Source organism: Vibrio sp. Isolate33 (genome assembly GCF_022397895.1).
Taxonomy (GTDB): Bacteria; Pseudomonadota; Gammaproteobacteria; order Enterobacterales; family Vibrionaceae; genus Vibrio; species Vibrio pomeroyi.
Window position 1 is genome coordinate 248,737 of sequence record NZ_JAKEUP010000004.1, and the last position, 25,491, is coordinate 274,227.

Below are 25,491 nucleotides of genomic sequence, written 5' to 3' on the forward strand. Positions count from 1 at the left end.
ATGTGATGAAAAATATAGAAATTGAAGGCGTCTTGGAGTTCTTAAGAGGAGCTGAGCAGCTTAAGAACACATTGCGAACAGCTCATACTTCAAATGGTCGACATGAAAGTACCGCTGAACACACTTGGCGTTTATGTTTGATGGTGATGATGTTCTCTGAGCAGTATTCACATATTGATACGCTCAAATTAATCAAGATGTGCATCATTCACGACTTGGGTGAGACTATTGGTGGTGATATTGCTGCCATTGATCAAGTAGAAGGTTCGAACAAAGGAGAGAAAGAAAGGCAGGATCTGATTACTTTGATTGCACCTCTTCCTGATAACTTGCAACAAGATATTCTTGTGCTTTGGGATGAATACGAAAACGCATCATCAGAAGAAGCAAAATTAGCTAAAGCTCTCGATAAAATCGAAACCTTGTTACAACATACTCAAGGGCAAAACCCAGATAACTTTGATTATGGTTTCAATTTGTCTTATGGCAGAAAGTACACCGACAGCGATGAACTTACAGCTTCGGTTCGCGCAATCATAGACAAAGACACAGAAGCTTTAGCATCAGCAAATAACACGCTTGAAAGACCAAGGTAACGGGAACCTATGATTAAAATCTATTTGGTGTGTGGCTTTATTGGGTCAGGTAAAACGACTTATTCCAAGAAACTTGCAGATAAGCATGGCGCTTTTCGTTTTTCAATTGATGAGTGGATGATTCCTTTGTATGGCGAGCATATGGAGCGAGAGGTATTTGATCAACGTTTAGCTACGCTTCAAGATTTATTCAAAGAATCGGCGCAGCAACTATTTACTCTTGGCGTTCCTGTTATTTTTGACTTCGGTTTTTGGCGTAAAGTCGATCGAGACAAGTTTACAAATTGGGCTGAAAAGTTGGGTGTTGAAAGTGAGGTTCATTACCTTGATGTTCCGTTTGATACTTGTAAACAGAGAGCGGTTGCACGTAATTCCGAGTTGCATGGCAAGTCATACGAAATGACACCTGACATGCTCGAACTGTTTTGGTCGTGGTTCGAGACCCCAGCACCAAACGAAGACGTTGTTTGGGTTCAGCGTGACGGCCAATCGAAGTAATAACTAAGCATGTAAAGCTGATTTATTATGTGTGGTATTGAGCTCGGATTTAAGGTTACTGGACTAGGAGGTTTCAATGGACAAGGCAGTCAAAGATCGTTTTGAAGAGTATCCAGAAAATGTTCGAGTTCGGCTTGAAGAGTTACGAAAACTTATCTTCAAACTATCATCCGCTTTGGAGTTGGGCGAAGTGGAAGAGTCGTTGAAGTGGGGAGAACCCAGCTACAGCGTAAAGACAGGTAGCCCCGTTCGAATCGATTGGAAATTGAAATCACCGAATAACTATTACCTGTATTTTCACTGCCAAACAAAGTTGGTCGACACCTTTCGAGAGTTGTATGGTGATGTACTGCGTTTTCAAGGAAATAGGGCGATTGAATTACGCTTATCTGACCCGCTGCCAGAGCCTGAAATTAAACATTGCCTAGAGCTTGCCTTAACTTATCACCAACGAAAACACCTACCGCTTCTGGGCTCGTGATGTTTTATCACGAAGTATCTGATTTATCTCACCAATCGAGAAAGTTGCTCGCTGTCTCGTAAAAGACCAATTGTTCAGCCCTGCGAGTGCCAAAAGATAATAAAGAATTTATGATGGACTCTTAACGCTTGGCGTTTTTGGTTTAAGTCATATGAGGATAGAAATATGGAACATGCTCCAATCAAAGATGAGATCACGTTTGATGATTTTGCGAAAATCGACATTCGTGTGGGTTTAATCACCGCGGTTTCTGAAGTCGCTAAATCCGATAAGTTAATGAAGCTGACAGTAGATTTTGGCGATCATCAACGTTCAATCTTGGCGGGTATAAAGCAAGAACGAGAAAACCCGAAGGAAATTGAAGGTAAGCAAGCTTTGTTTGTTGTGAACTTGCCTGAAAGAAAGATGGCGGGTGAAGTGTCTCAAGGAATGTTGTTCGACATCGGCTACGAAGACAAACTGCAACCATGCTTGGCTTGCCCAGAAACGGATATGCCAAACGGAGCTAGAGCAGGGTAAGGTATACAGTAGTGAATCGTAATCTTTGGCGTTTGTGCTCCTTGATTTACCAGTAAACAGGGCGTCACAGTAATATTAAGTTCAGGGAATGAATGAGAGTTTTAATAGCAGGTGCCAAGGGTTATATTGGTCGTCACATTACGAAGGCATTCGTAAACAGTGGCTTTGAAGTTTTTAGATACAGCAGGGACAAAGGCATTGTCGCTTGTTCGGATTACATCAAAGACCTATCCGCAGATTATGAAGATTACTTCGATGTGGTTATCAATTGCGCACGCCCTCACTGGTCAGAATTTTCGCCAGTTGAAATCGCAGACATTGAACATGGCTTGCTCAAACAGCTTGATAGATTTGCGTCTGAAGGTGCGATAAAGATCCACACATCGGGAGTTTGGCTGTTTGGTCATGCATCTCAACAAGACCTTAAAGAGTTTAGGCTTAAACCTTTAAAGGCCGTTGAGTTAGACGTGGAAACAATACACTCCGTGCTTCAGGCTAATTGGAATATCGTTTACTGCCCGAGCTTGGTGTATGGCGGTGACAATTGCCAATTAAAGCGAATCATCGAATCGTATGCAAATCGAACCGTTAAGGTCGCTGTCCCATCCCAAGGGTATAATCAATACGTCCACGTCTATGACATCGCCAAATTCTATTTGTTGTTAGCGCAAAAGCAAACCTCAGAAAAGCAGCATTTTATTGCAGAAACTAGAGGGTACAGCCCAGCTCAGTTTGCTCTACTTTTATTAGAATCAAACGTGATTCGAAAAGTAGATGAATGTTCTTGGGTTGAATTCGAGGCTTTAAATGGCTGTGAGGCTTTAGATATTGAACAACTCAATCTCACAGTTCCAATTAGCCCTTTTTTCAAAGCCAATGAACTTATCAGCGACTACATAAAAAGTTGGATGTAATGAAATCAATAACAAAACAATCAATTTAGCTTTCGTGTTACGGTGTAAAGCATCAGTGAGGAACTGAGATTAGCGAATGGTTATTGCTTATCACAGCGTTCTCTATTTTTATAATAATCATTCAAGGAAGAAGCATTGTGAAATTAGCTCAGTTAAATATTGCTCTAGCGAAATACCCTTTAGATGCACCGGAAATCAAAGATTTTGTTGATAACCTGGATCAGGTGAATGGCATCGCTGAAAGCAGTGAAGGCTTTGTCTGGCGTCTTAAAGACGAATCTGGTGATGCAACCAATATTAAAGCGTTCGATGACCCGAATATGATCGTCAATATGTCGGTTTGGGATTCAGTAGACTCTTTAAAGAACTTTATGTTTAGAACTCATCACCGTGACTTCATGCGTAGAAAGGGTGAGTGGTTTCATCGCTTAGCGGAAGACACCTATGTGCTTTGGTGGGTTGAAGATGAGCACATTCCAAGTCTTGATGAAGCGATTGAGCGGTTAGAGCACCTAAGAGAAATGGGTGATTCGCCTTATGCGTTTACATTCAAAACCAATTTTACTGAGTCAGAAGCTCCTAGATGAAGCACTTGCAATGTCTACACCTCAGTAATACGTTATAAAGCTAATGTATTGCCGCCAACAAATAAGGGAACGCAGTGAGCACTTTGCCGGATGAAAATCAGAAACGATTTATTGCTGTTTTAAGTAAGAAGATGGATTTGGGAAGAACGCTAAATGTACTAGGGCATTTGAGTGTTGGCTTGTCTAATCAATTGAACGAGGGTGAAACCTGTTACGTTGACTATCAAGATATGGATGATGGCATTCACCCTAATTTGTCTCACTATCCTTTCATTGTTTTGAAAGCTGACAATTCGAACAAGCTTCGAAAAGTACGTGAAGAGGCTATTAACCGTGGTATCAAATTCACTGATTTCACGAGCACGATGATCGAAGGTGGTTCTGTCGAGCAACAACATAGAACGAAAGAAACCAAAGAGGCAGATTTAGAATATTTAGGTGTATGCCTATTTGGTGACACTGAAACCCTCCGCGAATTTACCAAGAAGTTTAGCTTGTATAAGTAAAGTCTAGCTCACATATCGCAACTGTATGGATATACATGTTCTTGTGTGGGTGTATTATTCCGCTGATTTTTCAGCATAGAATAATAAAATGACCAAGTATTTAGAGGCTGGCATTAAAGAGCTAGTCGAAGAGTTTCAATTAAATGGTAAACCTTGTCCATCACGCCAATCGATAGAGGATAGACGAACTGGCTATATTAGCAGTACAGTTTTGGTGGGAGATAGTCCTCAGGTCGAACGCGAATTTTTAGATGTCATCAATGGCGTTGAGGTCAAAGTCTACAAACCAACGAGCGAAGCAAATTTACCGATCACAGTGTACTTCCACGGTGGTTGTTTTATTAGTGGCGGATTTGAAACCCATGATGTTCAGTTAAGGCAAATAGCTCTTCAATCGAACTCTATTGTCGTCTGCATTAAGTAGCGACTAGCACCAGAGCATACTTATCCAGCGGCACATGACGATGTATACCAAGCTGTGCTCGGCATTAAGGAGTGCGGGATGAAATATGGTGGCAATATAGACCATTTGGTGTTTGTCGGTGATAGTGCTGGTGGACAATTAGCTTTGGCGACGACGTTAAGACTTAAGAACTTTGAGTCGTGGTTGCCGCGCCAGCAGATTCTTATCTATCCGATGTTAGACCCTAATGGCAGTTCAAACAGTTACACGGAAAACGGTTCAGACTATATTATTACGTCGAACATGCTGCTTTCTGGCTTCAAATTATACGCAAGTAGTCAGTCTAACTTATTGCATGAGCCAGAGCTTAACCTTTTGAAAGCAAGCTTTCACGGCCTTCCAACTACAACGATCATTACAGCAGAGTTTGATCCACTACGTGATGAAGGTGAGCAGCTCTATCGTTTGATGCTTGCTCAAGGTGTGGAAGCACAACATGAGCCTTATTTGGGTGTAATCCATGGTTTCTTTCAGCTCTCTAGGGTAAGTGCGTCAGCAACGCGTTGTATTAAATCTATTTCGAGTCACATAAAACATTCGAATTGACAGCGGTTTAAGTGCTAATTTAAATGCGAACTAAACCTCAATGAGTAATTTGATGACGAAATAGTGAGGAAAAGCATGGAATACAAACTCGATATTGAGCCATCGGACGAGGACATAAACGAAGTCCGAGGTGGATTAATTAAACACAACACGCCATTTCTTGAAGGCATCCCTAAGTCGCAAGTGGGTTACTATGCCCTGGAAGGTGATAACAAAGTCGGTGGCATTATCGCTGATCTCTGGGGTAATTGGTTGTTGATTAAGTTTCTTTGGGTCGACGACTCGATGAGAGGGAAACAAGTGGGAGGAAAGCTTCTACAACTCATTGAAGAGTACGCGCAAACTCAAGGTTGTACATCGTCACTTGTCGACACCTTAAGCTTTCAAGCCAAGCCTTTTTATGAAAAACATGGCTATGAATGCCAAATGGTGTTGGAGAATTACCCAGTAGACTCATCACTGTCGTTTCTCACCAAGTCGCTAAACGGGTAACTTACTGACTAATTTGTTCAGTAACAGGTTAGAGAGTAAGTCGCGCGTTATTAAATACTGGTAATAAATATTGCTCGAAACAAGGAGAGTGGAGTGGTTAAGATTCGAGAGATGCTAATCGAAGACTATGAGTCTGTCATCAACCTATGGTGTCAAACTGAAGGTATGAGCATTCGCGATGCTGATTCAAAAGAGAGCATTGCAAGCTATCTAGAACGTAACGCGGGGTTGAGTTTTGTCGCGGAATCTAACGACACGATTGTTGGTGCTGTATTAGTGGGTACTGATGGTCGTAGAGGCTACCTACAACACCTAGCTGTGGATACCAACTTCAGAGGGCAGAAACTTGGCTGTCAGCTCGTATCGGAAGCGGTTAATGCGCTTGCTGGGCTCGGTATCCCCAAAACACACTTGTTCGTATATAACGACAATATTAACGCGCAACAATTCTATGAAAAGTTAGGATGGTTTCCCAGAGATGAAGTTCGCATGTATTCCTACAATAGCTCGAGTAACAATAACGTTTAATTAATTGGTGTCGCCAAGTGCTGGTGGCACTTCACATCGTATGTATTTAAGGATTTAGTTTTGCCTCATTGTATTATCGAACATTCCTCTACGATCAATCCGGATCAGCTGAACAACAAAGTATTCTTAGGAGCATTGAACTCCGGCTTATTTGAAGCAGACGGACGAGACATTAAAGTTCGAAGTGTTGCTTATGAGCACTATCAAACAGGTACAACCAAAGAAGATTTTATTCACGTTACACTGCGTATATTGTCCGGTCGTAGCGATGCACATAAAGCCACCTTATCAAACACAGTGATGACGCAATTAGAGTCTTTGTCATTGGTGGATGCCTCCATTACGATAGAAGTGGTCGATATGGATCGAAGAAGCTACAGCAAGGTTATTGTATAGCGCTTATATTCGCTGACCTTAATTGGGCATTGTACTCACACTAAAATTTAGCCTTAGGAGCATGTGAATGCTGTTTGACCGAAAATCTGAGCCTGCAGTTGATGGCGCTGAATTATGCTCTGAGCTGACCGATTTCTTAACTGAAATTGCGAGTGAGTTTGAAAGTAAACTTGTTCCGGATTTGTCGTACATCGATGAAATGGCACATGTCGTTAACGGCATTAATATCAAAAACGTGGTCCATGTGAGCGAGAATCAATATCGACTTGAGTATTCATTTGATTGGGAGCTTTTTCTAGGTTGTTCAGATAGGAATGAAACCGGTGTCGAAAATGGGCGAGTGCTGTTTACACTGGAAGGCGATAACTTCCTCAAGTTTAATTTTCCTGACAATAGCTCTCGCGATACACGTGACGAGTTTTGATCTCGCCAGTTAGATGTTAGGTTATCAATCAATTCAAAATTTCTAATAGACCATTAACACATGGCACTTTCCTACCGAAGCATGGTCATATGCTTCGAACTATCTGTTCAGAGTACTGCACTCGTTGCTATGGCTAGCGCAGAATCAATTACCGCATTATAAAAACGAATAAATGAAAAATATGAAATCAATATTATTAGCATCAGCTTTAATGGTGTTGGTCGGCTGTTCCGACCAAGTGACGAGTGAATATGCAACGTATGCAGAAGCGAAAAGCGATAACCTGTTTGATAGAGGGTGGTTACCAGATATTCTTCCAGAATCGACAACAAGTATCGAGGTTACCAATGACCTGGATAACAACAGTTCGAATGGCCAATTCATTATAGAGAGTGCTGTGATTGATGGTTTTCTAACTATGGTTGAACCAACGCAAAGTGAAGACCAGTTTCGTTATGTCGAAGGGAGCAATGAATGGACTTTCACGCTAACCGATGAAGGACATGTGACGTACACTTTGAGCTCTCAAGAGTAGGTTACTAATCGCATTTGTTGGAATTAATTTTTGGTAACGTAAGTTAGGAGAAGATCTTGAGCCCGATAGCAATTCTTATCCATGTCCCTAGCGTTGAGGAAGGGTTATGTTGGTACAAAAAGGCTTTTCCAGATGCTGTTGCCATTTATCATCCAGACTCCGACTTTACGGTTCTAGACATTAATGGTTTCTCTATTGAAATTGTTCAGGCAGATAAGAAAGTCGGTTTTGGCAAAAAGGGAACGGTGCTGTATTGGTCAGTAGATGACTTTGATAAAGCGCTTATGCGTTTTCAATCCATTGGAGCGAAATTATATCGAGGGCCAATGGAGATCGAAGACGGACTCATTATGTGCCAAGTAGAAGACCCTTTTGGTAACTTAATTGGAATACGGGGCATTAGCACTAACACCGTTTCTTAATCATGGACAACCAGGTAGATAAAAAGGAATAACAATGATAACTATCGAAAGGCTAAACGACTCTCATGTAGCATCAGTTCGCGACATACGGTTAGCGGATGACCAAGTAAAATTTGCGGGAACAGCAGCCGAGTTTTTGCTAGATGGTAGCGACACGACACATTTACATGTCATCAAGTCTGATAATAACGTTGTTGGTTTCTTTAAACTCGATATCGCTTACGCTACTCACTATGAATTCTGTCCAGAGGGAAGCCTTGGATTGAGAGCATTTGTCCTTGATAAAAACCAACAAGGTAAGGGGATCGGCACTGGAACAGTAAGAGCTCTGTTTCCGTATCTTAAAGCAAATTACGAAAAGTATGACTGGGTTTACTTAACGGTCAATTGCAAGAATCCCGCAGCATTTAACTGTTATAAAAAAGGTGGCTTTGAAGATACCAATGCTCAGTATTTGGGTGGGGCTGCTGGCCCTCAATTCATAATGCGTGGTGCAATTAAAGCGGTCTAACTACAGCGGAATAACATAGAGAATTAGAAGGAAAACCGATGAAAGTTCAATACCTTGAGATTGTAACCCCTGATGTAGATACCGTTTGCGCTACATATTCTCAAATCTATAACGTGAAGTTCAGTGATGCCGATATGAACCTTGGAGGCGCTCGCACTGCCAAATTATCTAACGGTGGCGTTATTGGTATTAGAGGGCCGCTTCGTGAAACCGAAGAGCCTGTTGTACGCCATTACACGTTAGTTGAAGATATTCAATCGGCGGTGAATGCAGCAGAGAAGCTCGGAGCTGTTGTTGCAGTACCTCCAATGGAGTTACCACGTCACGGAATGTGTGCCATTGTCATTCAAAGTGGCGTTGAACTTGGTTTTTGGCAACTGTAGCTAGTCGTTTGACCAAAAGGTTTAAAACATAAAGTGGCATTTGTTTTAAGGAGGGAACATGTCAATTACATCTGGTATCGCTCTGTTTCTCGCTATGGCACTATCTGCGGCCATACCTGGACCAAGTGTGTTAGCTGTGGTATCTCGGTCTCTCAGTCATGGATGGCGACATGGTTTATTGGTCTTATTTGGTGTGCTCATCGCAGACTATATCTTTGTCTTCCTTGCTCTTTCTGGTCTGGCTGCCATAGCCAATGCGATGGGAGAATTGGCAACGGTCATCAAGTACATCGGAATTACGTACCTGTTTTGGTTAGCTTATACGACATGGACTTCAAGTGATGCCGTTTCATCAGTAAAATCTCCAGAAACAACGAGAGCGTCAAGTGTCATTGTTGGTGTTTTGATGACGCTTTCAAATCCTAAAGCGATACTGTTTTATATGGGCTTTTTTCCTGCCTTTATCGATCTGCAGTCATTCTCTTCGCTAGATGTAGCGACTATTTTGGTCATCTCAACGTTCTCTGTTGGTGGTGTGTTGGGAATATATGCGTGTATGGCATCAAAGGCGAGTTTAGTTTTTCAAGGGCAAGCAGCTAAGACTTTACTTAACAAGGTATCAGGAGGCTTTTTGGCGACATGTGGGGTGTTACTCGCAACAAAGTCATGAGGTTATGTTCTAGAGTAGTGTGGTCTTAACTGCGGGAAACGAAAGGAGCTCGCCCAATATGAAGACTAGTTTTAGAACGGCAACTTTCTTGTTGGCATCACTCGCTCTATTTGCTTGTAAAGATAAAGCCGATATCTACGCTAATCCACCAGCTAACCTTGTTGAACAGATCGACGCGTATTATCCGCTTTCGATAAAGTATGTGAAAAAGCATGAGCAAATCGCTTTGTCTCAAGGTGTGCCTTTACGCCCCCAATATCTAAAAATTGCACGCGACATCGGTATCCAACATCCAGAAAAAATACGCGTTCTTTATGTCGATCAAATGCCATTACCTGAAAATGAGTCGCTACGTTTTCAGATGCAAAGGTTGGGCTTAGGTTCTCCTTATTTTACGGGGACGGCTTTCGGATATGGTATTTGGATTGCGAATCGGGCCAAAGGAGATAAGTTGTTGCTTGCTCATGAGTTGATCCATGTAAAACAGGCAGAAGATCTTGGGATAGAGGCGTTTACTAAGAAGTATTTGTTGCAGTTAGCGGTGTTTGGTTACGGTGAGGCGCCGATCGAGTTGGAAGCGTACAACAATGCGCCCAATTACTTGTAATGCAACGCAATACGGCCTGTGTTGAGCAATTCGCTGGGTAGTTTTTTCTCTGTATTAAGGAACCTATTTCTAGAATATTAATAGAAGCCGTGGCATCATTTTGTGTTAGCTTAATCCTTAACAAGGTACGTCATGAAACAAAATATTGTCCATATCGCACTTGTCGTAAAAGACTACGATGAAGCCCTAGATTTCTACGTTAACAAACTCAAGTTTGAGCTTATCGAAGATACCTACTTGCCAGAAGAAGATAAGCGTTGGGTTGTTGTTGCGCCACCCAATTCACACGGTGTGAGCCTATTATTGGCGAGAGCATCCAAGCCCGAGCAACTGGACTTTATCGGCAATCAAGCTGGTGGTCGTGTGTTTCTCTTCTTAAATACCGATGATTTTTGGCGTGACTATGAACGTATGGTTTCTCTGGGAATCAAATTTGTCCGAGAGCCGAAAGAGCAAGCCTACGGCACTGTGGCGGTATTCGAAGACCTTTATGGAAACCTATGGGATCTTCTGCAATTAAACCCAGATCACCCAATGGCGAATCGATAAGCCTGAATCTTACAAGCCAACACTAAATGGTATCGGAGCAACATGGACATAACCAAAATTTCAGCGGCTGAGGTGCTGCCCATTCGTCATCAAGTCCTCTGGCCAAGCAAACCAATGTCGTTTTGTGCAGTAGAAGGCGATGAGCATGCGTTGCATTACGGCGCCTATATTGATGAACAATTGGTTTGTGTTGCGTCTGTTTACGTTCAAGGGAAACAAGCGAGGCTACGTAAGTTCGCCACATTGCTTGAATACCAAGGGCAGGGTGTTGGCTCTAAGGTTATCGCACATGCCATCAAAGACCTGCAAGCGTTCAATGTAAGTTATTTTTGGTGTGATGCTCGAACCTCTGCATTAGGTTTTTATCAAAGGTTTGGGATGGCGGTTGAGGGAAGTGAATTCGAAAAGTCGGGTATCTCTTATTACAAAATGGCGGTTCAGTGGGGTTAACGACTCTGTCTGATTGCGCTCACCGTTTACCTATCTCAACTCAAGTGAAGGAAGATCATCGTGGAAGAAATCAAAGGCATTCTTCAGTTCATGGCTGGAATCGAAAAGCTAAAGGATGTTTATCGACAGACGAAACCGGTTGGATTGGATCGATATGAAAATTCGGCTGAGCACAGTTGGCACGTCTGTTTAAGCGCGCTTATGTTGAAAGACTATGCCAACGAAGAAATCGATATTACGCGAGTGATGAAGATGCTTCTGATTCATGACCTAGGGGAAATCGACGCAGGCGACACGATCATATACGCCAGTGAGACTGAAGAAAACAAACTCAAAGAGAGAAACTGCCTTGAGCGCCTACTTAAGTCATTACCTAGCGCTTTAAGAACCGAGTATTTAGAACTATGGCTTGAATTCGAAGCGGGAGAGTCACCAGAAGCTCGATTTGGTAAAGCGATTGATAGAGTGCCACCTTTACTTCATAACATCCATGGTGGTGGTCATAGCTGGAAGAAGCACAACATATCCAAAGATAAGGTAATGACTTTTAACGGTGAGCGCATTTCTAAGGGCAGTCAGGCGCTATGGAGTGAACTCGAGGTGCAGCTCGAAACGGCAACAGAACAAGGGTTACTGAAGTAGGTTCGAATGTAACTTGGGGCTAGAAGCGTCTCTAATTAACCCAATATTGCGTAAATTAATAAGTGAGTAATAACTTATGAGTATCAAAGTTCAGTGGAATCGTGAGTGTCAGTTTAAAGTCACAACAGAAGGCGGGTTCAGTTTTGATATCGATGCCACTAGCAATACCGCTCCGTGTCCAACTGAAGTGTTACTGTCAGCGCTTGGCGGGTGCAGTGCGACAGATGTCGTTTTACTGTTGCAGGAAAAAGGATTCGAAGTCGAGGCTTTAGAAAACTCGGTGACACATACGTTAACCGACGACGAACCTCGTTTATACAAAACGGCGAATTTACATTTTACTGTGAAGGCGGAGGGTGTGTCAGAAAGCGATGTCCTTTCAGCCGCTCAAGAAGCTGTTGCCAAGCACTGTCATGTTTGTTTGATGCTTCAACCTACAATCGAGATCACTTGTTCTGTAGAAGTTGTAGCTTAACGCTGACTCATCGACGCTCATTAATTCGATTAACCCGTAACAATAATAGATTCATGACACATGGTATTAGTACCGTGTGTCTGCTCCTTTCAATTTAACCTTCTGATAAAAATTCCTTGTCAAATAATAAGTTAGAGTCTCCAACGATTACTTGTTACCATGCAATCAACTTTATAAATATTAGTTGGTACATATAAATGATTGATAATAAGTACATTAAGCACCCATACCATTGCGAAACCTGTCATTCATTGACCCCACACGTACCTGCCAGTCGTTCAGATTCTGAAACAAAAGCGGAAGCTGAATCAGAAGCGAGGCAGTGGAAGATTGGAATCTTGATAGAATATTTGATGACGCTGTTTTTTAAAGATTACAAGCACGCTTCAAGTTTCTTCATTGATCAAGAAGCACAATACCAATGCGAGAAGTGTGGCACTAAGTCGTGGCATTGATAAGTGTTAAGCTTGTCTTATCACAGAGCGTGTTTTTTTGATTTAAACCTGTTAGTAATCAGATTCTTAGATTACAGTAACCTGACTATGTGAGTGTTCAGGCATTTAGAGGTTTAAATGGAATATGTAGAACTTGAGCCACGTGAAATTCCAATGGCATTGTTACTTGAAGCTGATCCATCAGAGGCCAATATCGCGTCATACTTGGATGAGTCATGGTGTTAGGCTGCCAAGCAAGACAATCAAGTTCTTGGTGTCTGCGTTGTTAAGCTCATTGGTGAAAATGTCGCGGAAATTTTCAATGTGTCAGTAAGCCCTGCACATCAACAGCAAAGTATCGGCTCAAAGGTGTTGGACTTCGCATTGAAGCAGCTCGCCCAACATGACGTTAAGCGCGTTGAATTAGGGACGGGTACATTTGGTTACCAACTTACTTACTATCAACGAGCAGGCTTTCAAGTCGATTCAGTCATCAAGAATCATTTCATCGACCATTATCCAGAACCAATCTTCGAAAATGACATTCAACATCAAGACATGTTGAGACTTTATATCGAACTCTAAGAACATCTACAAATAAGTTCTAGCATTAAAAAATGACGAGTCTGAAAGATTAAAATAGCGGTTCCTTATTGTTATGGAGGACAAAGGAAGTGATTTACCCAAAGGCTTTAAACATAGGTGACAAAATTGGATTTTTCTCACCGTCTTCTCCTGCGACTGTGTTCGCTCCCAATAGGTTTGCTCGCGCTAAAGATTATCTGGAAGCGAAAGGCTTCGCCTTGGTCGAAGGTTCATTAACGGGGAAGTCCGATTGTTATCGTTCTGGTTCTATTCAAGCAAGAGCCGAAGAGTTAAACCAACTGATTCGAGATCCTGAAGTTCGCTGCATCATGTCGACGATTGGAGGCAATAACAGTAACTCGCTACTGCCGTATATTGATTACGAGGCACTAAGAAAGGATCCGAAGATCATCATCGGGTACTCAGACGTCACCGCATTGTTATTGGCGATTTATGCCAAAACGGGTTTAGTGACTTTCTATGGCCCGGCACTGGTCGCATCATTTGGTGAGTTCCCGCCGTTAGTCGACGAAACCTTCAAATCATTTAGTGACTTTTTATGTTCAAGCGCGAGCCAACATCAACACACCATGCCCAAGGTATGGACGGACATCAAACACGATTGGGAGACACAAAACTCAGCCAAACCCGCCTATGAAAACGAATGGTATTTCATCGGTAATGGTAAGGTAAGTGGCCGCGTGATTGGCGGTAATCTGAGCACGATGGCTGGGATATGGGGTAGCCAATACATGCCGGAAATTCGCGATGGCGATATTCTCTTAATTGAAGACTCATTAAAAGGTATTGAGACGGTTGAACGTTCATTTGCTCACTTATTGGTATGTGGCGTATTCGATAAGGTGGGCGCTATCGTTCTCGGAAAGCACGAGTTGTTTGACGACAAAGGGACAGGGCGTACGCCACTCGACGTACTTCTCGAAGTTCTAAATGGAAAAGACATTCCGATACTGTTTGGATTTGACAGTTGTCACACACATCCAATGCTCGTGACACCTATTGGTGTTCAAGGTGTGATTGACTTTGATGAGCATACCTTTGAGCTATATGGGCCCTGGGTCTCTAACTCTTAATATCTCGAAGTAGTAGAACACTTGGGTACAAGCAATTGCATGATAATAAGACGCATTAGAAAGGTGATCCTCTCAGCAAACTGATATTTGAAACAAGTCTATACTGAGGAAGGTTACGCCACGACGTTAAGATGGCGCGATAAACGTATGTTTAATTAGGTTAAATCTCAGAGGTAACAATGAAAAAACTACTACCCCTATGCGCCATTTTACTTTCGGCATCCTTTTCAGTCGCCGCTTCTGACGGTTTGATAAAGTACCAAAGTAATTATTCAGTGAAAGAGACAGCTGACCGCTTTGAAGAGATAGCGAAAAGCAAAGGCCTAACATTGTTTGCGAGAATCGACCATCAGAAAAACGCGAGTAACGTTGACCTCGAACTCAGACCAACCGAAGTTATTATTTTCGGTAATCCAAAAGTAGGCACGCCATTAATGCAATGTGCTCAAGAGGTCGCTATTGATTTGCCGCAGAAGGTGTTGGTAAGTGAAGACGCGAACAAGAAAGTGTGGCTATCTTACAACGATCCTAATTACTTACTAAACCGTCACGCAATTAACGGTTGTGATGAAGTGATTAAGAAAATTTCAGGTGTTCTTAGCAAGCTATCCGAAGCTACGATTGCAAAAAAGTAACCAAGTGAATGTAAAGCGCGAGTGCTGTTATGAAGTTTTTTGAAAAGATGATGGTGATGAGTGAAGATAGCTGGGCACGTCACTCGAATCCACTCAGTGTATATACTCGCGTTCCTTGCTTATCTTTGCTCTCACTAGCCATTTGGTCGAGAGAATATATTGGTTTCTACTCCATACTTCTCATCGGCTTGGCTTTGTTTTGGATTTGGTATAACCCAAGAGCGTTTGGTGTGCCCAAAAGCACAAGCAACTGGGCATCCAAAGCGGTATTTGGTGAACGGATATACTTAGACAAAGCAGAGCTCGATATCCCACAACATCATTTAACGGCGGTTCGCGTGATCAGCACGTCGATGGCACCGGGATTGCCAATCTTGTTTTATGGTTTGTACCTCAATGACTTGTGGCTTATCGCGTTCGGCAACTTCTGGATTTTGGTACTTAAGCTGTGGTTCTTAGATCGAATGGTGTGGCTGTTTGATGACATGAAAGCGTCGAACGCTCAATTTAAGGCTTGGGAATATTAACGGGCTACGTTATTCAATGAGTGACTCAAAATAATGGTAATAGGGACAGCAGCTATCACTCACTGCTGTCCCATTGTATTCATTGACCGCTAGATTGTTCTTTGAATTAAGATCTAAGCTAGCGCGACCACTTCATATTCGTGAATCTTCACGCTGTTGTTGTCATCAACAGAGACCAACCAAGTTTCGTTCACAACAAGCTCCACGGCTTCACCTTTCATTGGTGAGTCTGGGTATGTGTCTGCTTTAAGTTTTACATGCAGGCTCACTTGATACTGCGAACCCAATGGCTTGACCTCTAATTGTTCAATTTCATGAGAACAGTTTGATTTGAAGGTCGAACGTACGATTGAATACCAGTCTTTAAAGCCTGCGTGACCAACAAATTTGCCCTCTGGCATGTTGAACACGACATCAGATGCGAGTGACGGAATAAACTGCGCGTCTTGCTCTGGTAGTGTGTCTAACTGCTCAAACCAACCTGATACAAACTTGCGAACCAGTTGCTCACCCGATTGAGTAACGCTGCGGAATTGATCCATTAGACGAGATGCATGGTCTTTCGCGCGTGCTTGAACCTCTTCGAGTTTGTTATACACGTTAGGGATGTACACCATACGATGCGTGTAAACCGGAGCGTGATAGTTCATGTTCGCAAGGTACGCGGTTTGTTGTAATGGGAACATGAACTGTTCAATCGCAAAGTGGTTGTAGCTCAAAGGGTCATAAGACTCTTTAGGTCCGCCTACCGTGAAAGAGAGGAAGAAGTCTTTACCTTTTAGTTTGTTTCCTTCTGGGCCAAACGCAAAGTTAAAGGTCATCACATCGTCTATCCATTTCTTTAATAATGCAGGCACAGAGTACCAGTAGAACGGGAACTGCAGCACAACCACGTCGGCTTCAACTAACGCAGCTTGCTCAGCTTCGACGTCAATTTTGTAATCTGGGTAAAGCGTGTCTAAACGTCGAACCGACACATCGTTCATCTCTGCTTCTAATGTGTCGATGATTAACGTATTGGTGTGTGACTCAGCTAGGTTAGGGTGGCCTGAAATAACAAGTGTTTTGCTCATGGTGGCTGTCTCATTGTTCGTAATTGATGGAGCAATCATAAGCGTGTTTCGTTGTAAGTTTTAGATGATGAATAGCTAAATAACTATTAGGCTACACTTAATAATAGGTTTTGGTAAGTTAGCTATATTGAATGAAGTGACGTCTATTGAATAACGAGCGTCGACTAAATAAAACGGTAGGTATTAAACGATGAAGGGAGCGACATACAACCAACTGACGATGTTCCATGCCATTGTCAGTGAGGGTTCTATTTCTGGAGCCGCACGCCAGCTTGAGGTGGCGCCTGCATCGGTGAGTCAATCTTTAAAAGCACTCGAACAACAGCTTGGTTTACCTTTGTTTATTCGCACGACCAGAAGAGTGGAACTGACCGAAGCGGGTAGAACCTTATATACAAGAACCGTCGATGCAATCAGCGACTTGAATGTTGCGATGGAGAGCGTCGCAGATCTTAGTCGTAATCCCTCAGGGCATGTATCGATTACGCTTCCGCGCTTTGCTTATAAGCAGTGGATAGAGCCTATCTACGCTGAATTCTGTCTCCTTTATCCAGACATTCAGTTGGAGATTTCGATTTCTGACGCGACTGTCGATATCTTAAAAAACGGGATTGATTTAGGTATTCGCTTCGGAGATAAAGTCGAAGAGGGAATGATAGCGAAACCTATCACACCAAGATTAAAAGAAGCCTTGTTTGCATCGCCAAGTTACCTAGAAAAGCATGGAATGCCTAAAAGCATCGATGACTTATCACAGCATAAGTTGATTCAATATCGGTTTATCACGTCGAATAAGCTCGCGTTATTGCCACTCATAGATAATGAAAATACGGTGCACGTAAACGTTGAGACCGCGATGACAGTAAATGATACCGATATAATGATCGACGCTGCTAAGAAAGGGCTTGGTATTGGTCGTTTGCTCGAACCTATGGTGGAAAACGAGCTTAAGTCCGGTGAATTGATCCCAATACTAGAGCATTGTTGGAGTGACAATGTCGGTCTCTATTTATATTTTCATCGCAACACGCAAAAAGCGCGTCGAGTTCGGGTTCTGATCGATTTCTTATACGAAAAGCTATTAGGAAAGTCCGTTTAATTAATGTCGCTATCTATTTCTTCTTCGGTCGTTATCAACCGGTAGTACGACCATTGAAAGTAGAAAAGACGAGAGACTCACTTCGGGTCATTATTACTTTCTGACTCAACTCTGACTTTGTATCTCCAACAGGATGGAGTATGTTAATTAATGTTGTTTACATATTCACATGCCTTGATAAAGATGGAGAAGTTATGACTCACCCGATAATCGAACAAATCAGAAAAGCTGACAATGCCATCGTTGCAGAAGATTTTGACACACTACTTGGTATTTATACCGATGATGCAATTTTGGTTGTTGAGCCTGGCAAAAATGCCGAAGGCAAAGCGGCGATTCGTACTGCTTTCGAGGCGATTGCTGTTTATTTCAAGAACGGTCTGCAAGTGAAACAAGACGGTATGGAAATCCTTGAAACAGGTGACACCGCATTGGTATTGGCAAACACTGTGCTTTCTGCGCCGAATCACCCTGAGTTTGTCCGGAAAGCGACGTATGTATTTAATAAGGGCGATGATGGTATTTGGTTATGTTCAATCGATAACTCGTACGGGCATGACATTATTGCCAAGTCTCAATAATAAAGGCAGTTCGTCAGAGTTTTAAACCGGTCGATTAATTTGTTTGTCGGTTTGACAACAACACGACGATATATAAAAGTAATCTTATGAACATGAATTTAGCGCAACTTAACCAACGAATTATCATCATTCCTTAGGAAAGGTGGGATTTTTGATGCGCTTTATTTATCGAACCCACCCATGAGGTGGGTTTTTCGTATCTGCCTTATGGGTTTTATCTCAAAGAAGGAAGTTATATGAAGAAAATAGCGGTATTTGGTAAGCCTGGTAGTGGCAAATCTACCGTCAGTAAGGCACTCGCAGCAGCAACTGGACTAGAGCTTCACCAGTTAGACTCCATCTTTTATAAAGCGAATGGCGAGTTCGTTGATAGTGCTGAGTTTGAACAAGCACACGAGAGCATACTGAGTTCCGATAGCTGGATCATTGATGGCTTTGGTCCGCTAGATTCGTTTAACAAGCGCTTAGACGCGGCAGATACCTTGGTTTATATCGACCTTCCTTATCCGCTGAGCTATTGGTTCGTGACCAAACGCATGCTGAAAGGTTTGTTTGTTAAACCAGAAGGCTGGCCTGAAGGGAGTTCAGTTGTGAAAGGGACAATACAAAGTTACAAGACACTAAAACTGTGCCCTAAATTTTGGAATGAAGACTTCAGAGCACGCTTAGAATTACGAGCCAAAGATCAAGAGGTGTACATCATCACGAGTGTGACTGAGTTGAATAACTTTGTACGCCAACACGTTGGTCAATGACCACTGAGTGTAGTTAGACTTATTCGTTATTCGTTATTCGTTATTCGTTATTCGTTATTCGAATAAGTTGAACAAGTCATTCAGTTGAAAGGTATTGTTTGAAATCAATGCTTAACTTAAATTTGTTGATAGAACATTTGAACAGGTAAGTAGATATGACAGCATTAACTAAAGGTATACATCACGTAGGGCTGACCGTTTCAAATTTGGAAGAGAGTGCTAAGTTTTTCGTTGAACAATTAGGATGGGTCGAGGTAAAAAGGAATCCAAGTTACCCAGCTATTTTCGTCAGTGATGGAAATATTATGGTAACACTGTGGGGTTCAAAGGTTGATTCCCCAGTCCAGTTTGATCGAAAAGCCAATGTAGGATTACACCACTTAGCGTTGTTTGTTGAAACTGAGGGTCACTTGAATGAGCTACATGCGCAATTTACGAACTCAGGTATCGAAGTTGAGTTTGGCCCTGAATTGGTTCGAGAAGGCCCTGCAAAACATCTGATGTGTTATGACCCAAGTGGTATTCGTATAGAGTTTTTCTGGAGCGGCGCATAGACCGATAAAAGAGCAATGGCAGGAAGTGATCACGTTTGATTCGCTAGTAGGCAGTGAACAGGGTGTGATGCTTTATACGTTCAGTGGCAGTAAGGCGACGCCTAATTTCGCCAAGTTTAGTGACTTTAGTTTGTCAGACGCTTAATAGTTTGTTTTACGCGGAACAACTTTCTTAACGTATAAAAAAACGGACCGACATTGCGACTGGTCCGTTTTTAAATTCTTCAGTTCAAAGCGCTTATGCGCAGCACTTCTTGTATTTCTTACCGCTACCACAAGAGCATGGATCGTTACGGTTAGGCGTTTTTTCAAACGTCATTGTTTTTGGCTTGTTTAGTACAGTATCAAGCTCAATCGTGTTCTCTTCTTTCTCTGCATCTACCGTTACGTTAACGAAGATAGCGTGTTCAGCAGCCAGTGTCTCAACTTCTGCTTTACGAGCTTCAGTTTGAACCATTGCAGCGATTGGAGATTCTTCAGTACCCGCTTTTACATCGCGGTTTACATTGTAGCCAGCAAGAACGTGGTTGTGTCTTGTTTCGATACGGCCTTTGAAAAATAGTTTCGACATGGGGTACTCATTAAAAATGTTGAATGGCGCTATTTTTAACGTAGATAGCGCAATGAAGCGGGGATTATACGCATATATTCCAATTGATAAAGCAGTGATGTAAACAAAGCCTGTTTGGCTTTCTGATCCAATTGATGTGTTGTTCGATGACGTGTCTATTTTGGGTTGAGTTTGGATTAAATTTGAATTTGGAGACAATAAGATTTCCCTCAATAGGGTTTTGAGTGATAAATTCAAATCGTCAATTTAAACAAAGAGATAGTATATGAAGTTAGATGCCATCCTGTGGGATTACGATGGAACCTTAGTTAATTCCGTTCCAAAGAATATCGCAATAACCAAAGACATTATCTCAGTGGTTGCGCCACATTTGTCGGGTGATAATTTGCCGAAATATTTGTTGAGCGAGGCGCTTTATCACGAAGCCAACCACGGTGCTAAAAACTGGCAAGCCCTTTATGTCGATTACTACGGGATGTCACATGATGAAATGTTGGTCGCTGGTGGAATGTGGGCTGAGCATCAAGAGAAAAACCAGACACCTGTTGCACTGTTTGATGGCATGGAAGCGGTGATTAGCCAGTTCGCCCATCTTCCTCATGGTATTTGTTCTCAAAACTCTCAATTGAACATTCGTGGTGTACTCGACAGTTATGGCATTGGTGATTTGTTTAAATCGGTTGTTGGTTATGACGACGTGTCAAATGGCAACCAAAAACCGCATCCATTTGGTGGTATCAAGTGTGTTGAAAATATCTTTGGTGAAGCGCAAACCGATGAATTCTGTTTGATGTATATCGGTGATCATGAAGCGGACACACAGTTCGCACGCAATATCGAAGCTGCACTTGGCGATAAAGCAAAAGTTATTGCTGTAGCTGCGGGTTATAGCCGTTCTGAACCCGAAAACTGGCAAACCAAACCCGATTACATTGCTAATAATGTCGATGATCTTTTAATGATCATTGGTAAATATGCTTAATCGTTTTTCACGAGCTCGATAATTTAAGGAAGAATAATGACATCAAAAGATGTGGTATTAGGGTTTTGGGATGCAATGCGCACCAATGACTTTGCCAAAGCGGCCGAATGGCTAGCGGAAGATTTTCAAGGCTATTGGCCTCAGTCGTCTGAATTGACGGTAGGGCGTGATAATTTCACAGCAATCAATTCTGAATACCCAGCGAATGGGGTTTGGAAGTTTGAGCTGAACTCGATTGTTTGCGAGGGCGATACAGTCGTGACCGATGTATCAGTGACGGATAGTGTACTAAATGATCGCGTGATTACCTTTCACACGGTTGTTGATGGTTTAATCCAAAAGCAAACTGAGTTTTGGCCTGATGGCTTTGCTGCACAAGACTGGCGTGTAAAGTGGGTTCAGATAGTGAGCTCTGAATCACTCAAGTAACAAGGTCAAATGCAGAACACCAAATAAAATAACACGAAGCTCACAATAGAGTATGTGCATAACAACAATGAGATAAATTAAAGTCAGCGAGTTAGGAGGTTTCATGAGCAAGGTCGTAATCGTTACAGGCGGAAGCCGAGGCATTGGTGCAGCTACATCGAAGCTATTAGCAAAACAAGGCTATGCAGTGTGTGTCAACTTCATACACAACGAATCAAGAGCTGATGAACTGGCGAATGAGATACGTGAGCAGGGCGGAACGGCTATCTGTGTGCGTGCCGATGTGTCGGTAGAATCGGACGTAAAATCCCTGTTCGAAATTGCCCGTCACAAGCTTGGGCCTATTACCCACTTGGTGAATAACGCTGGCATCTTGTTTACTCAATCAGCATTAGAAGACATCGAGATAGATCGCTTTGAAAAGGTCATGAAATCGAATGTCTCGAGTTGCTTCTTATGCAGTAAAGCCTTTATCAAACAAGCCGACGGTGCAGGGTCGATTGTTAATGTCTCTTCCGCAGCTTCACGAACGGGTGCGCCGTTTGAATACGTGGATTACGCAGCGTCTAAAGGCGCGATGGATTCATTGACCAAAGGATTATCTCTTGAACTGGCTGCGCGTAATATTCGCGTTAACGGTGTTAGACCAGGCTGTATCTACACTGAGATGCATGCCGACGGCGGAGAGCCAGATAGAGTCGATAGACTAGCTTCGCAGTTACCGTTACAACGAGGCGGTACACCAGAAGAAGTGGCTAACTCAATTGCTTGGTTACTGTCAGACGAAGCGTCGTATGTGACAGGCTCATTTATCGATATTGCTGGCGGTCGATAGGGCACTTTGACCTTTACACTAAAACAAACCCGTTAAAACCATAAACAAGCAACAAAAGTACCTAACTAAAAGAACGAAACTAAGAGTACAAACATGAAAAACTATTTTGAAAGCCCATTTGTTGGCAAGTCACTCAAAGAACAAGTGACTAACCCAAACATCATTGTGGGCGAACACAGCTATTACTCAGGTTATTACCACAACCACAGCTTTGATGATTGTGCGCGTTATCTTTTGCCTGATAGAACTGACATCGATAAGTTAATCATCGGCAGTTATTGCTCGATTGGCTCAGGTGCCGTGTTCATGATGGCGGGCAACCAAGGACATCAAAACCAGTGGGTGAGTACCTTCCCGTTTTTCTATCAAGACGACGAGAAGTTTGAAGGTGCGTTAGACGGCTTTGAGCGCTCTGGTGATACCGTGATTGGTAACGATGTGTGGATTGGCACAGAAGCGATGATCATGAGTGGTGTTAAGGTCGGTGACGGAGCCATTATCGCAAGTAGAGCGGTTGTGACCAAAGATGTCGCACCATATTCGATTGTCGGTTCGAACCCTGCACGCCACATTCGTTATCGTTTTAGCGAAGCAGAAATTACACAGTTATTAGAAATGAAATGGTGGGATTGGAGCGAAGAGCAAATCAAAGGTGCTATGACCTTGATGTGCTCTTCTGATATCGACGGCTTGTACCAGTATTGGAAGACCTTCACTTAATACTTTCTGTTCGGTACATTGAACCGTGATTTAGCTAGATACCGGCTCCGACTTGGAAGTAGAGTGCGGTATCTTCTTCGCTGAACGCTAAATCAATACCTGAAATCAGACCATAACGCCTTGCGATGAGATAACGGAAACCAACGCCGTACGCAGAGTGTGAGCTTTGGTCGAACATGTCGTTATCACTGTCTCCCGCATAACCAATGCCAGTAAATACGCCTGTTGACCAACGCGGTGTCCATTGTTTCGTCACTTGTACTTCGGCAGCAAAGGTATGCTCACCTTGATAGCGATTTCGGGCGATGCCTCTAATGTCGATGTCTGGGTAATACTGAGGCGAAAGCACACGTTCGTTAGTCGACAGAGATTTGTATTGGCCGCGCAACGCGAGATTCCACTCTTTATTTAATTCCCAATAGTTGAGCCCTTCAAGATTAAACGTTTGATAGGTGTAATCACTACCAATAGCATCACCAAACCAAAGGTATTCAGCAACGTAGTTGTAACCTTGAGTTGGATTAAGGAAGCTGTTCTTGCTGTCGTATTCAGCAATCAAACCCAAGCCGGACGAGGTCGGTGAAGAGTTCCCAATATTACTTAGAATCTCTTGTGCTTTAGGATGATTGTTCACCGAAAGGGTTGGTGCAAAGAACTGTTGAGAGAAACCCAATAACCAATGGGTATCTGGGACTCTAAACTGGAGTTTTTGGATTCCACCCATACCTTTCAAACCTAATTCAATCCCTTCGTTTGGGTCGAGAGGTGCAAGGGCGTTGGAGGAACTCTGACGATAGAAGGTCATGTTAATATCGCCATAACCTAAGCCACCCAAGTAGCGAATTGCGTCTTCCTTCCAACTGCGTTTATGGCCAATAAAGGCCATCCAAGTTCCATTTTCTGTTGCAAAGCCGCCTACCGCGGTAATCGCAGGCGTCAATAGTTGAGCGCCACCATCAATTGATTTTTCGGCTAGCTCTTTACGTGTGTTTTTTTGCTCTTCAGATTCATGAAGAAAGATACCTGTGAAGCCACCACCGTATCCAACTGCAGGCTCAGTTATCAGTATTGGAACGGGCAAAAATCCATAGGCATTTTCAGCGAGGTATTCGCCCATATCTAAGTGGCCATCGATTTGATCGATAAAGCTAACGGCGTGTGTGGTAGCAGAAACAAGCAAAAGGGCGCTTGCCGCGAAAGGTTTGAGAGTCATAACATTCCATATTATTCACTATCCATTAAATTCAGTGTAATCAATGAAATAGATAGCGCAATAAAACGAATGCGATTAAGTAAGATCTCTGTTCAAAAGGCGAATGGAACAGCGTTTACTATTGAATGGACTCTACGTAAGTCAAAATGTCGAGTGCATCTTGCCTTGTGATAATACCTTGCCACGCAGGCATACCTTCTTCTACATTGCCTTCCAAAATGTCATCAACCAACGAGTTTTTAGTCGTGAATAGCTGCCCAAGTTTATTCGGAATATTGGCAGGCTTGTGTGGTAAAGAGGCCGCAGTTGGGCCGTCACCTAAACCCTTATCACCATGACATACCATACAAAGCGTCTGATACTTGGCTTTGCCATTCGCAAAGTGACTTGCATCCTCAAGTGACGCTGAGTTTGCGCTGAATGTCATCATCGACGCGATTAACCCCAAGGCAGCTAACAGATGTAAATGGTTCATATTTTTCATTGTTCTATTCTCTTATTGTTATTCAACAGCTAAAGAATAAGTAGGTACTCGTAGAAGAAACGTGAACGGGTAAAGGGCGTTTAAGCTTCTGATAAAAAGCCGGTTTACCTTAAGAAAATGTCATCAATGTGATTAGAGTAAACGATTGATTATAAACAGTTTGCATAGTACAGCATGTCGCATTAGCGTGGTGAATAAATGGGGGAATTATTATGATTAGTTGCAATGATTACGATTATATTGAGATTGTGTGTATGCACCGATACCCAATCAAACTCACAATGAAATCTGGTGAGCCGTTGACGTGTGTCGCCTTAGATACAAAACGCAACGACGCAAAAGAAGAGTGCATTAAGGTCAGTGTCGAAGGTCGAGAAGAACTTGTCGTGTTAACTGAAATTTCAGAACTCGAAGTTTGTGTTGATAATCCTCACTTTCAACATATCTCCTTTAAAAAGTCTTAGGTGCCTATATGAACCACACAACCGAACAATGCTACTGCATCGAATGCCGTGAAGAGACACAACACGTTGTTATATTGGTGCGTAAGGAAAGTGCGTTTGCAGGTAAACCGAACCAAAAGCGACGTGAGTTTTGGGCGGGAGTCGTAAAAGGCTGGTTTCTTGGGCCATTTATCGCTTCAATGGATGAGTTTTCTCGCCACCTTGTGTGTGAAAAATGTGGTCATAAAGAGATACAAGATTAGAGTTGCTTCAAGGCGATGAC

At 42.6% G+C, this 25,491-nt stretch carries 39 protein-coding genes and 2 pseudogenes; 37 read left to right on the forward strand and 4 right to left on the reverse strand.

Annotation, left to right across the window (positions count from 1 at the left end):
• Window positions 1–5 precede the first annotated feature (5 nt).
• From L1D37_RS09760 to L1D37_RS09890, 27 genes and pseudogenes are all read left to right on the forward strand, one after another.
• On the forward strand, window positions 6–596 hold the full coding sequence (locus L1D37_RS09760; protein WP_239847776.1) for an HD domain-containing protein: 591 nt from the start codon (window positions 6–8) through the stop codon (window positions 594–596).
• 9 nt (window positions 597–605) lie between these two features.
• Complete coding sequence (locus tag L1D37_RS09765; RefSeq protein WP_239847777.1) at window positions 606–1,094, forward strand: ATP-binding protein; 489 nt, start codon at window positions 606–608, stop codon at window positions 1,092–1,094.
• A gap of 76 nt (window positions 1,095–1,170) precedes the next feature.
• Window positions 1,171–1,575 carry a DUF1801 domain-containing protein gene (locus L1D37_RS09770; protein ID WP_239847778.1) on the forward strand — a complete coding sequence of 135 codons (405 nt, stop codon included), beginning with the start codon at window positions 1,171–1,173 and terminating at the stop codon, window positions 1,573–1,575.
• 165 nt (window positions 1,576–1,740) lie between these two features.
• Complete coding sequence (locus L1D37_RS09775) at window positions 1,741–2,094, forward strand: tRNA-binding protein (protein WP_239847779.1); 354 nt, start codon at window positions 1,741–1,743, stop codon at window positions 2,092–2,094.
• Window positions 2,095–2,186: 92 nt separating this feature from the next.
• On the forward strand, window positions 2,187–3,008 hold the full coding sequence (locus L1D37_RS09780; protein ID WP_239847780.1) for an NAD(P)-dependent oxidoreductase: 822 nt from the start codon (window positions 2,187–2,189) through the stop codon (window positions 3,006–3,008).
• Window positions 3,009–3,145: 137 nt separating this feature from the next.
• Window positions 3,146–3,595 (forward strand): DUF3291 domain-containing protein, encoded by a 450-nt coding sequence (locus tag L1D37_RS09785; RefSeq protein ID WP_239847781.1) that lies wholly within the window; start codon window positions 3,146–3,148, stop codon window positions 3,593–3,595.
• Window positions 3,596–3,669: 74 nt separating this feature from the next.
• Window positions 3,670–4,101 carry a DUF2000 domain-containing protein gene (locus L1D37_RS09790; RefSeq protein WP_239847782.1) on the forward strand — a complete coding sequence of 144 codons (432 nt, stop codon included), beginning with the start codon at window positions 3,670–3,672 and terminating at the stop codon, window positions 4,099–4,101.
• Window positions 4,102–4,189: 88 nt separating this feature from the next.
• A pseudogene (locus L1D37_RS09795) lies at window positions 4,190–5,110 on the forward strand (alpha/beta hydrolase).
• A gap of 75 nt (window positions 5,111–5,185) precedes the next feature.
• A complete protein-coding gene (locus L1D37_RS09800) occupies window positions 5,186–5,602 on the forward strand; it encodes a GNAT family N-acetyltransferase (RefSeq protein ID WP_239847783.1) in 417 nt (138 codons plus the stop codon).
• Window positions 5,603–5,695: 93 nt separating this feature from the next.
• Window positions 5,696–6,130: a GNAT family N-acetyltransferase gene (locus L1D37_RS09805; RefSeq protein WP_239847784.1), complete on the forward strand. Its 435-nt coding sequence runs from the start codon at window positions 5,696–5,698 to the stop codon at window positions 6,128–6,130.
• Between the two features lie 60 nt (window positions 6,131–6,190).
• Entirely contained in the window at window positions 6,191–6,526 is a 336-nt protein-coding gene (locus L1D37_RS09810) for a 5-carboxymethyl-2-hydroxymuconate Delta-isomerase (RefSeq protein WP_239847785.1), read from the forward strand.
• A 67-nt stretch (window positions 6,527–6,593) separates the two neighbouring features.
• Complete coding sequence (locus L1D37_RS09815) at window positions 6,594–6,950, forward strand: hypothetical protein (protein ID WP_239847786.1); 357 nt, start codon at window positions 6,594–6,596, stop codon at window positions 6,948–6,950.
• 181 nt (window positions 6,951–7,131) lie between these two features.
• Window positions 7,132–7,485 carry a hypothetical protein gene (locus L1D37_RS09820; RefSeq protein ID WP_239847787.1) on the forward strand — a complete coding sequence of 118 codons (354 nt, stop codon included), beginning with the start codon at window positions 7,132–7,134 and terminating at the stop codon, window positions 7,483–7,485.
• Window positions 7,486–7,541: 56 nt separating this feature from the next.
• Window positions 7,542–7,907, forward strand: a complete 366-nt coding sequence (locus L1D37_RS09825; RefSeq protein ID WP_239847788.1) for a VOC family protein — start codon at window positions 7,542–7,544, stop codon at window positions 7,905–7,907.
• Window positions 7,908–7,941: 34 nt separating this feature from the next.
• Window positions 7,942–8,418, forward strand: a complete 477-nt coding sequence (locus tag L1D37_RS09830) for a GNAT family N-acetyltransferase (protein WP_239847789.1) — start codon at window positions 7,942–7,944, stop codon at window positions 8,416–8,418.
• A 38-nt stretch (window positions 8,419–8,456) separates the two neighbouring features.
• Window positions 8,457–8,801, forward strand: a complete 345-nt coding sequence (locus L1D37_RS09835) for a hydroxylase (protein ID WP_176681266.1) — start codon at window positions 8,457–8,459, stop codon at window positions 8,799–8,801.
• A 58-nt stretch (window positions 8,802–8,859) separates the two neighbouring features.
• Window positions 8,860–9,471, forward strand: coding sequence for a LysE family translocator (locus tag L1D37_RS09840; RefSeq protein ID WP_239847790.1), 612 nt, complete (start codon window positions 8,860–8,862; stop codon window positions 9,469–9,471).
• Window positions 9,472–9,529: 58 nt separating this feature from the next.
• On the forward strand, window positions 9,530–10,078 hold the full coding sequence (locus tag L1D37_RS09845) for a hypothetical protein (RefSeq protein ID WP_239847791.1): 549 nt from the start codon (window positions 9,530–9,532) through the stop codon (window positions 10,076–10,078).
• 132 nt (window positions 10,079–10,210) lie between these two features.
• Window positions 10,211–10,627 carry a VOC family protein gene (locus tag L1D37_RS09850; protein ID WP_105024963.1) on the forward strand — a complete coding sequence of 139 codons (417 nt, stop codon included), beginning with the start codon at window positions 10,211–10,213 and terminating at the stop codon, window positions 10,625–10,627.
• A 42-nt stretch (window positions 10,628–10,669) separates the two neighbouring features.
• Complete coding sequence (locus L1D37_RS09855; protein ID WP_239847792.1) at window positions 10,670–11,077, forward strand: GNAT family N-acetyltransferase; 408 nt, start codon at window positions 10,670–10,672, stop codon at window positions 11,075–11,077.
• 60 nt (window positions 11,078–11,137) lie between these two features.
• Window positions 11,138–11,719, forward strand: a complete 582-nt coding sequence (locus L1D37_RS09860) for an HD domain-containing protein (RefSeq protein ID WP_239847793.1) — start codon at window positions 11,138–11,140, stop codon at window positions 11,717–11,719.
• A gap of 76 nt (window positions 11,720–11,795) precedes the next feature.
• Complete coding sequence (locus tag L1D37_RS09865) at window positions 11,796–12,194, forward strand: OsmC family protein (RefSeq protein WP_239847794.1); 399 nt, start codon at window positions 11,796–11,798, stop codon at window positions 12,192–12,194.
• Window positions 12,195–12,391: 197 nt separating this feature from the next.
• Window positions 12,392–12,649: a hypothetical protein gene (locus L1D37_RS09870; protein WP_239847795.1), complete on the forward strand. Its 258-nt coding sequence runs from the start codon at window positions 12,392–12,394 to the stop codon at window positions 12,647–12,649.
• 117 nt (window positions 12,650–12,766) lie between these two features.
• A pseudogene (locus L1D37_RS09875) lies at window positions 12,767–13,213 on the forward strand (GNAT family N-acetyltransferase).
• Between the two features lie 89 nt (window positions 13,214–13,302).
• Window positions 13,303–14,307, forward strand: coding sequence for a S66 peptidase family protein (locus tag L1D37_RS09880; protein WP_239847796.1), 1,005 nt, complete (start codon window positions 13,303–13,305; stop codon window positions 14,305–14,307).
• A 179-nt stretch (window positions 14,308–14,486) separates the two neighbouring features.
• Window positions 14,487–14,942 (forward strand): DUF302 domain-containing protein, encoded by a 456-nt coding sequence (locus tag L1D37_RS09885; RefSeq protein WP_086715639.1) that lies wholly within the window; start codon window positions 14,487–14,489, stop codon window positions 14,940–14,942.
• Between the two features lie 29 nt (window positions 14,943–14,971).
• Complete coding sequence (locus tag L1D37_RS09890; protein WP_239847797.1) at window positions 14,972–15,469, forward strand: DUF6653 family protein; 498 nt, start codon at window positions 14,972–14,974, stop codon at window positions 15,467–15,469.
• A 113-nt stretch (window positions 15,470–15,582) separates the two neighbouring features.
• Here the strand turns inward: L1D37_RS09890 and L1D37_RS09895 are convergent, their stop codons facing one another.
• Window positions 15,583–16,542, reverse strand: coding sequence for an NAD(P)H-dependent oxidoreductase (locus L1D37_RS09895; protein WP_239847798.1), 960 nt, complete (start codon window positions 16,540–16,542; stop codon window positions 15,583–15,585).
• 190 nt (window positions 16,543–16,732) lie between these two features.
• Between L1D37_RS09895 and L1D37_RS09900 the strand changes: the two genes are divergently transcribed.
• The 4 genes from L1D37_RS09900 to L1D37_RS09915 all read left to right on the forward strand — a co-directional run bounded on the left by L1D37_RS09900 (window position 16,733) and on the right by L1D37_RS09915 (window position 19,531).
• Window positions 16,733–17,641: a LysR family transcriptional regulator gene (locus L1D37_RS09900; RefSeq protein ID WP_176681255.1), complete on the forward strand. Its 909-nt coding sequence runs from the start codon at window positions 16,733–16,735 to the stop codon at window positions 17,639–17,641.
• 194 nt (window positions 17,642–17,835) lie between these two features.
• Entirely contained in the window at window positions 17,836–18,222 is a 387-nt protein-coding gene (locus L1D37_RS09905) for a DUF4440 domain-containing protein (protein ID WP_239847799.1), read from the forward strand.
• 236 nt (window positions 18,223–18,458) lie between these two features.
• Entirely contained in the window at window positions 18,459–18,977 is a 519-nt protein-coding gene (locus tag L1D37_RS09910; RefSeq protein WP_239847800.1) for an adenylate kinase, read from the forward strand.
• 155 nt (window positions 18,978–19,132) lie between these two features.
• Window positions 19,133–19,531, forward strand: a complete 399-nt coding sequence (locus L1D37_RS09915; RefSeq protein ID WP_239847801.1) for a VOC family protein — start codon at window positions 19,133–19,135, stop codon at window positions 19,529–19,531.
• A gap of 238 nt (window positions 19,532–19,769) precedes the next feature.
• Here L1D37_RS09915 and L1D37_RS09920 read toward each other — a convergent pair whose 3' ends face one another.
• A complete protein-coding gene (locus L1D37_RS09920) occupies window positions 19,770–20,102 on the reverse strand; it encodes a PBPRA1643 family SWIM/SEC-C metal-binding motif protein (RefSeq protein ID WP_239847802.1) in 333 nt (110 codons plus the stop codon).
• A 265-nt stretch (window positions 20,103–20,367) separates the two neighbouring features.
• Between L1D37_RS09920 and L1D37_RS09925 the strand changes: the two genes are divergently transcribed.
• The 4 genes from L1D37_RS09925 to catB all read left to right on the forward strand — a co-directional run bounded on the left by L1D37_RS09925 (window position 20,368) and on the right by catB (window position 23,068).
• A complete protein-coding gene (locus tag L1D37_RS09925) occupies window positions 20,368–21,084 on the forward strand; it encodes an HAD family hydrolase (protein WP_239847803.1) in 717 nt (238 codons plus the stop codon).
• A gap of 36 nt (window positions 21,085–21,120) precedes the next feature.
• Window positions 21,121–21,513, forward strand: coding sequence for a nuclear transport factor 2 family protein (locus L1D37_RS09930; RefSeq protein WP_239847804.1), 393 nt, complete (start codon window positions 21,121–21,123; stop codon window positions 21,511–21,513).
• A 103-nt stretch (window positions 21,514–21,616) separates the two neighbouring features.
• Window positions 21,617–22,348: an SDR family oxidoreductase gene (locus L1D37_RS09935; RefSeq protein WP_239847805.1), complete on the forward strand. Its 732-nt coding sequence runs from the start codon at window positions 21,617–21,619 to the stop codon at window positions 22,346–22,348.
• Window positions 22,349–22,441: 93 nt separating this feature from the next.
• Window positions 22,442–23,068, forward strand: coding sequence for a type B chloramphenicol O-acetyltransferase (gene catB / locus L1D37_RS09940; protein ID WP_239847806.1), 627 nt, complete (start codon window positions 22,442–22,444; stop codon window positions 23,066–23,068).
• Between the two features lie 34 nt (window positions 23,069–23,102).
• Here catB and L1D37_RS09945 read toward each other — a convergent pair whose 3' ends face one another.
• A complete protein-coding gene (locus tag L1D37_RS09945; RefSeq protein WP_239847807.1) occupies window positions 23,103–24,281 on the reverse strand; it encodes a BamA/TamA family outer membrane protein in 1,179 nt (392 codons plus the stop codon).
• A 118-nt stretch (window positions 24,282–24,399) separates the two neighbouring features.
• Entirely contained in the window at window positions 24,400–24,765 is a 366-nt protein-coding gene (locus L1D37_RS09950) for a cytochrome c (protein WP_239847808.1), read from the reverse strand.
• Between the two features lie 212 nt (window positions 24,766–24,977).
• Here L1D37_RS09950 and L1D37_RS09955 point away from each other — a divergent pair, with 212 nt between their 5' ends.
• Window positions 24,978–25,229, forward strand: a complete 252-nt coding sequence (locus L1D37_RS09955; protein ID WP_176681244.1) for a Rho-binding antiterminator — start codon at window positions 24,978–24,980, stop codon at window positions 25,227–25,229.
• Between the two features lie 8 nt (window positions 25,230–25,237).
• Window positions 25,238–25,471 (forward strand): hypothetical protein, encoded by a 234-nt coding sequence (locus tag L1D37_RS09960; protein ID WP_239847809.1) that lies wholly within the window; start codon window positions 25,238–25,240, stop codon window positions 25,469–25,471.
• Window positions 25,472–25,491 lie beyond the last annotated feature (20 nt).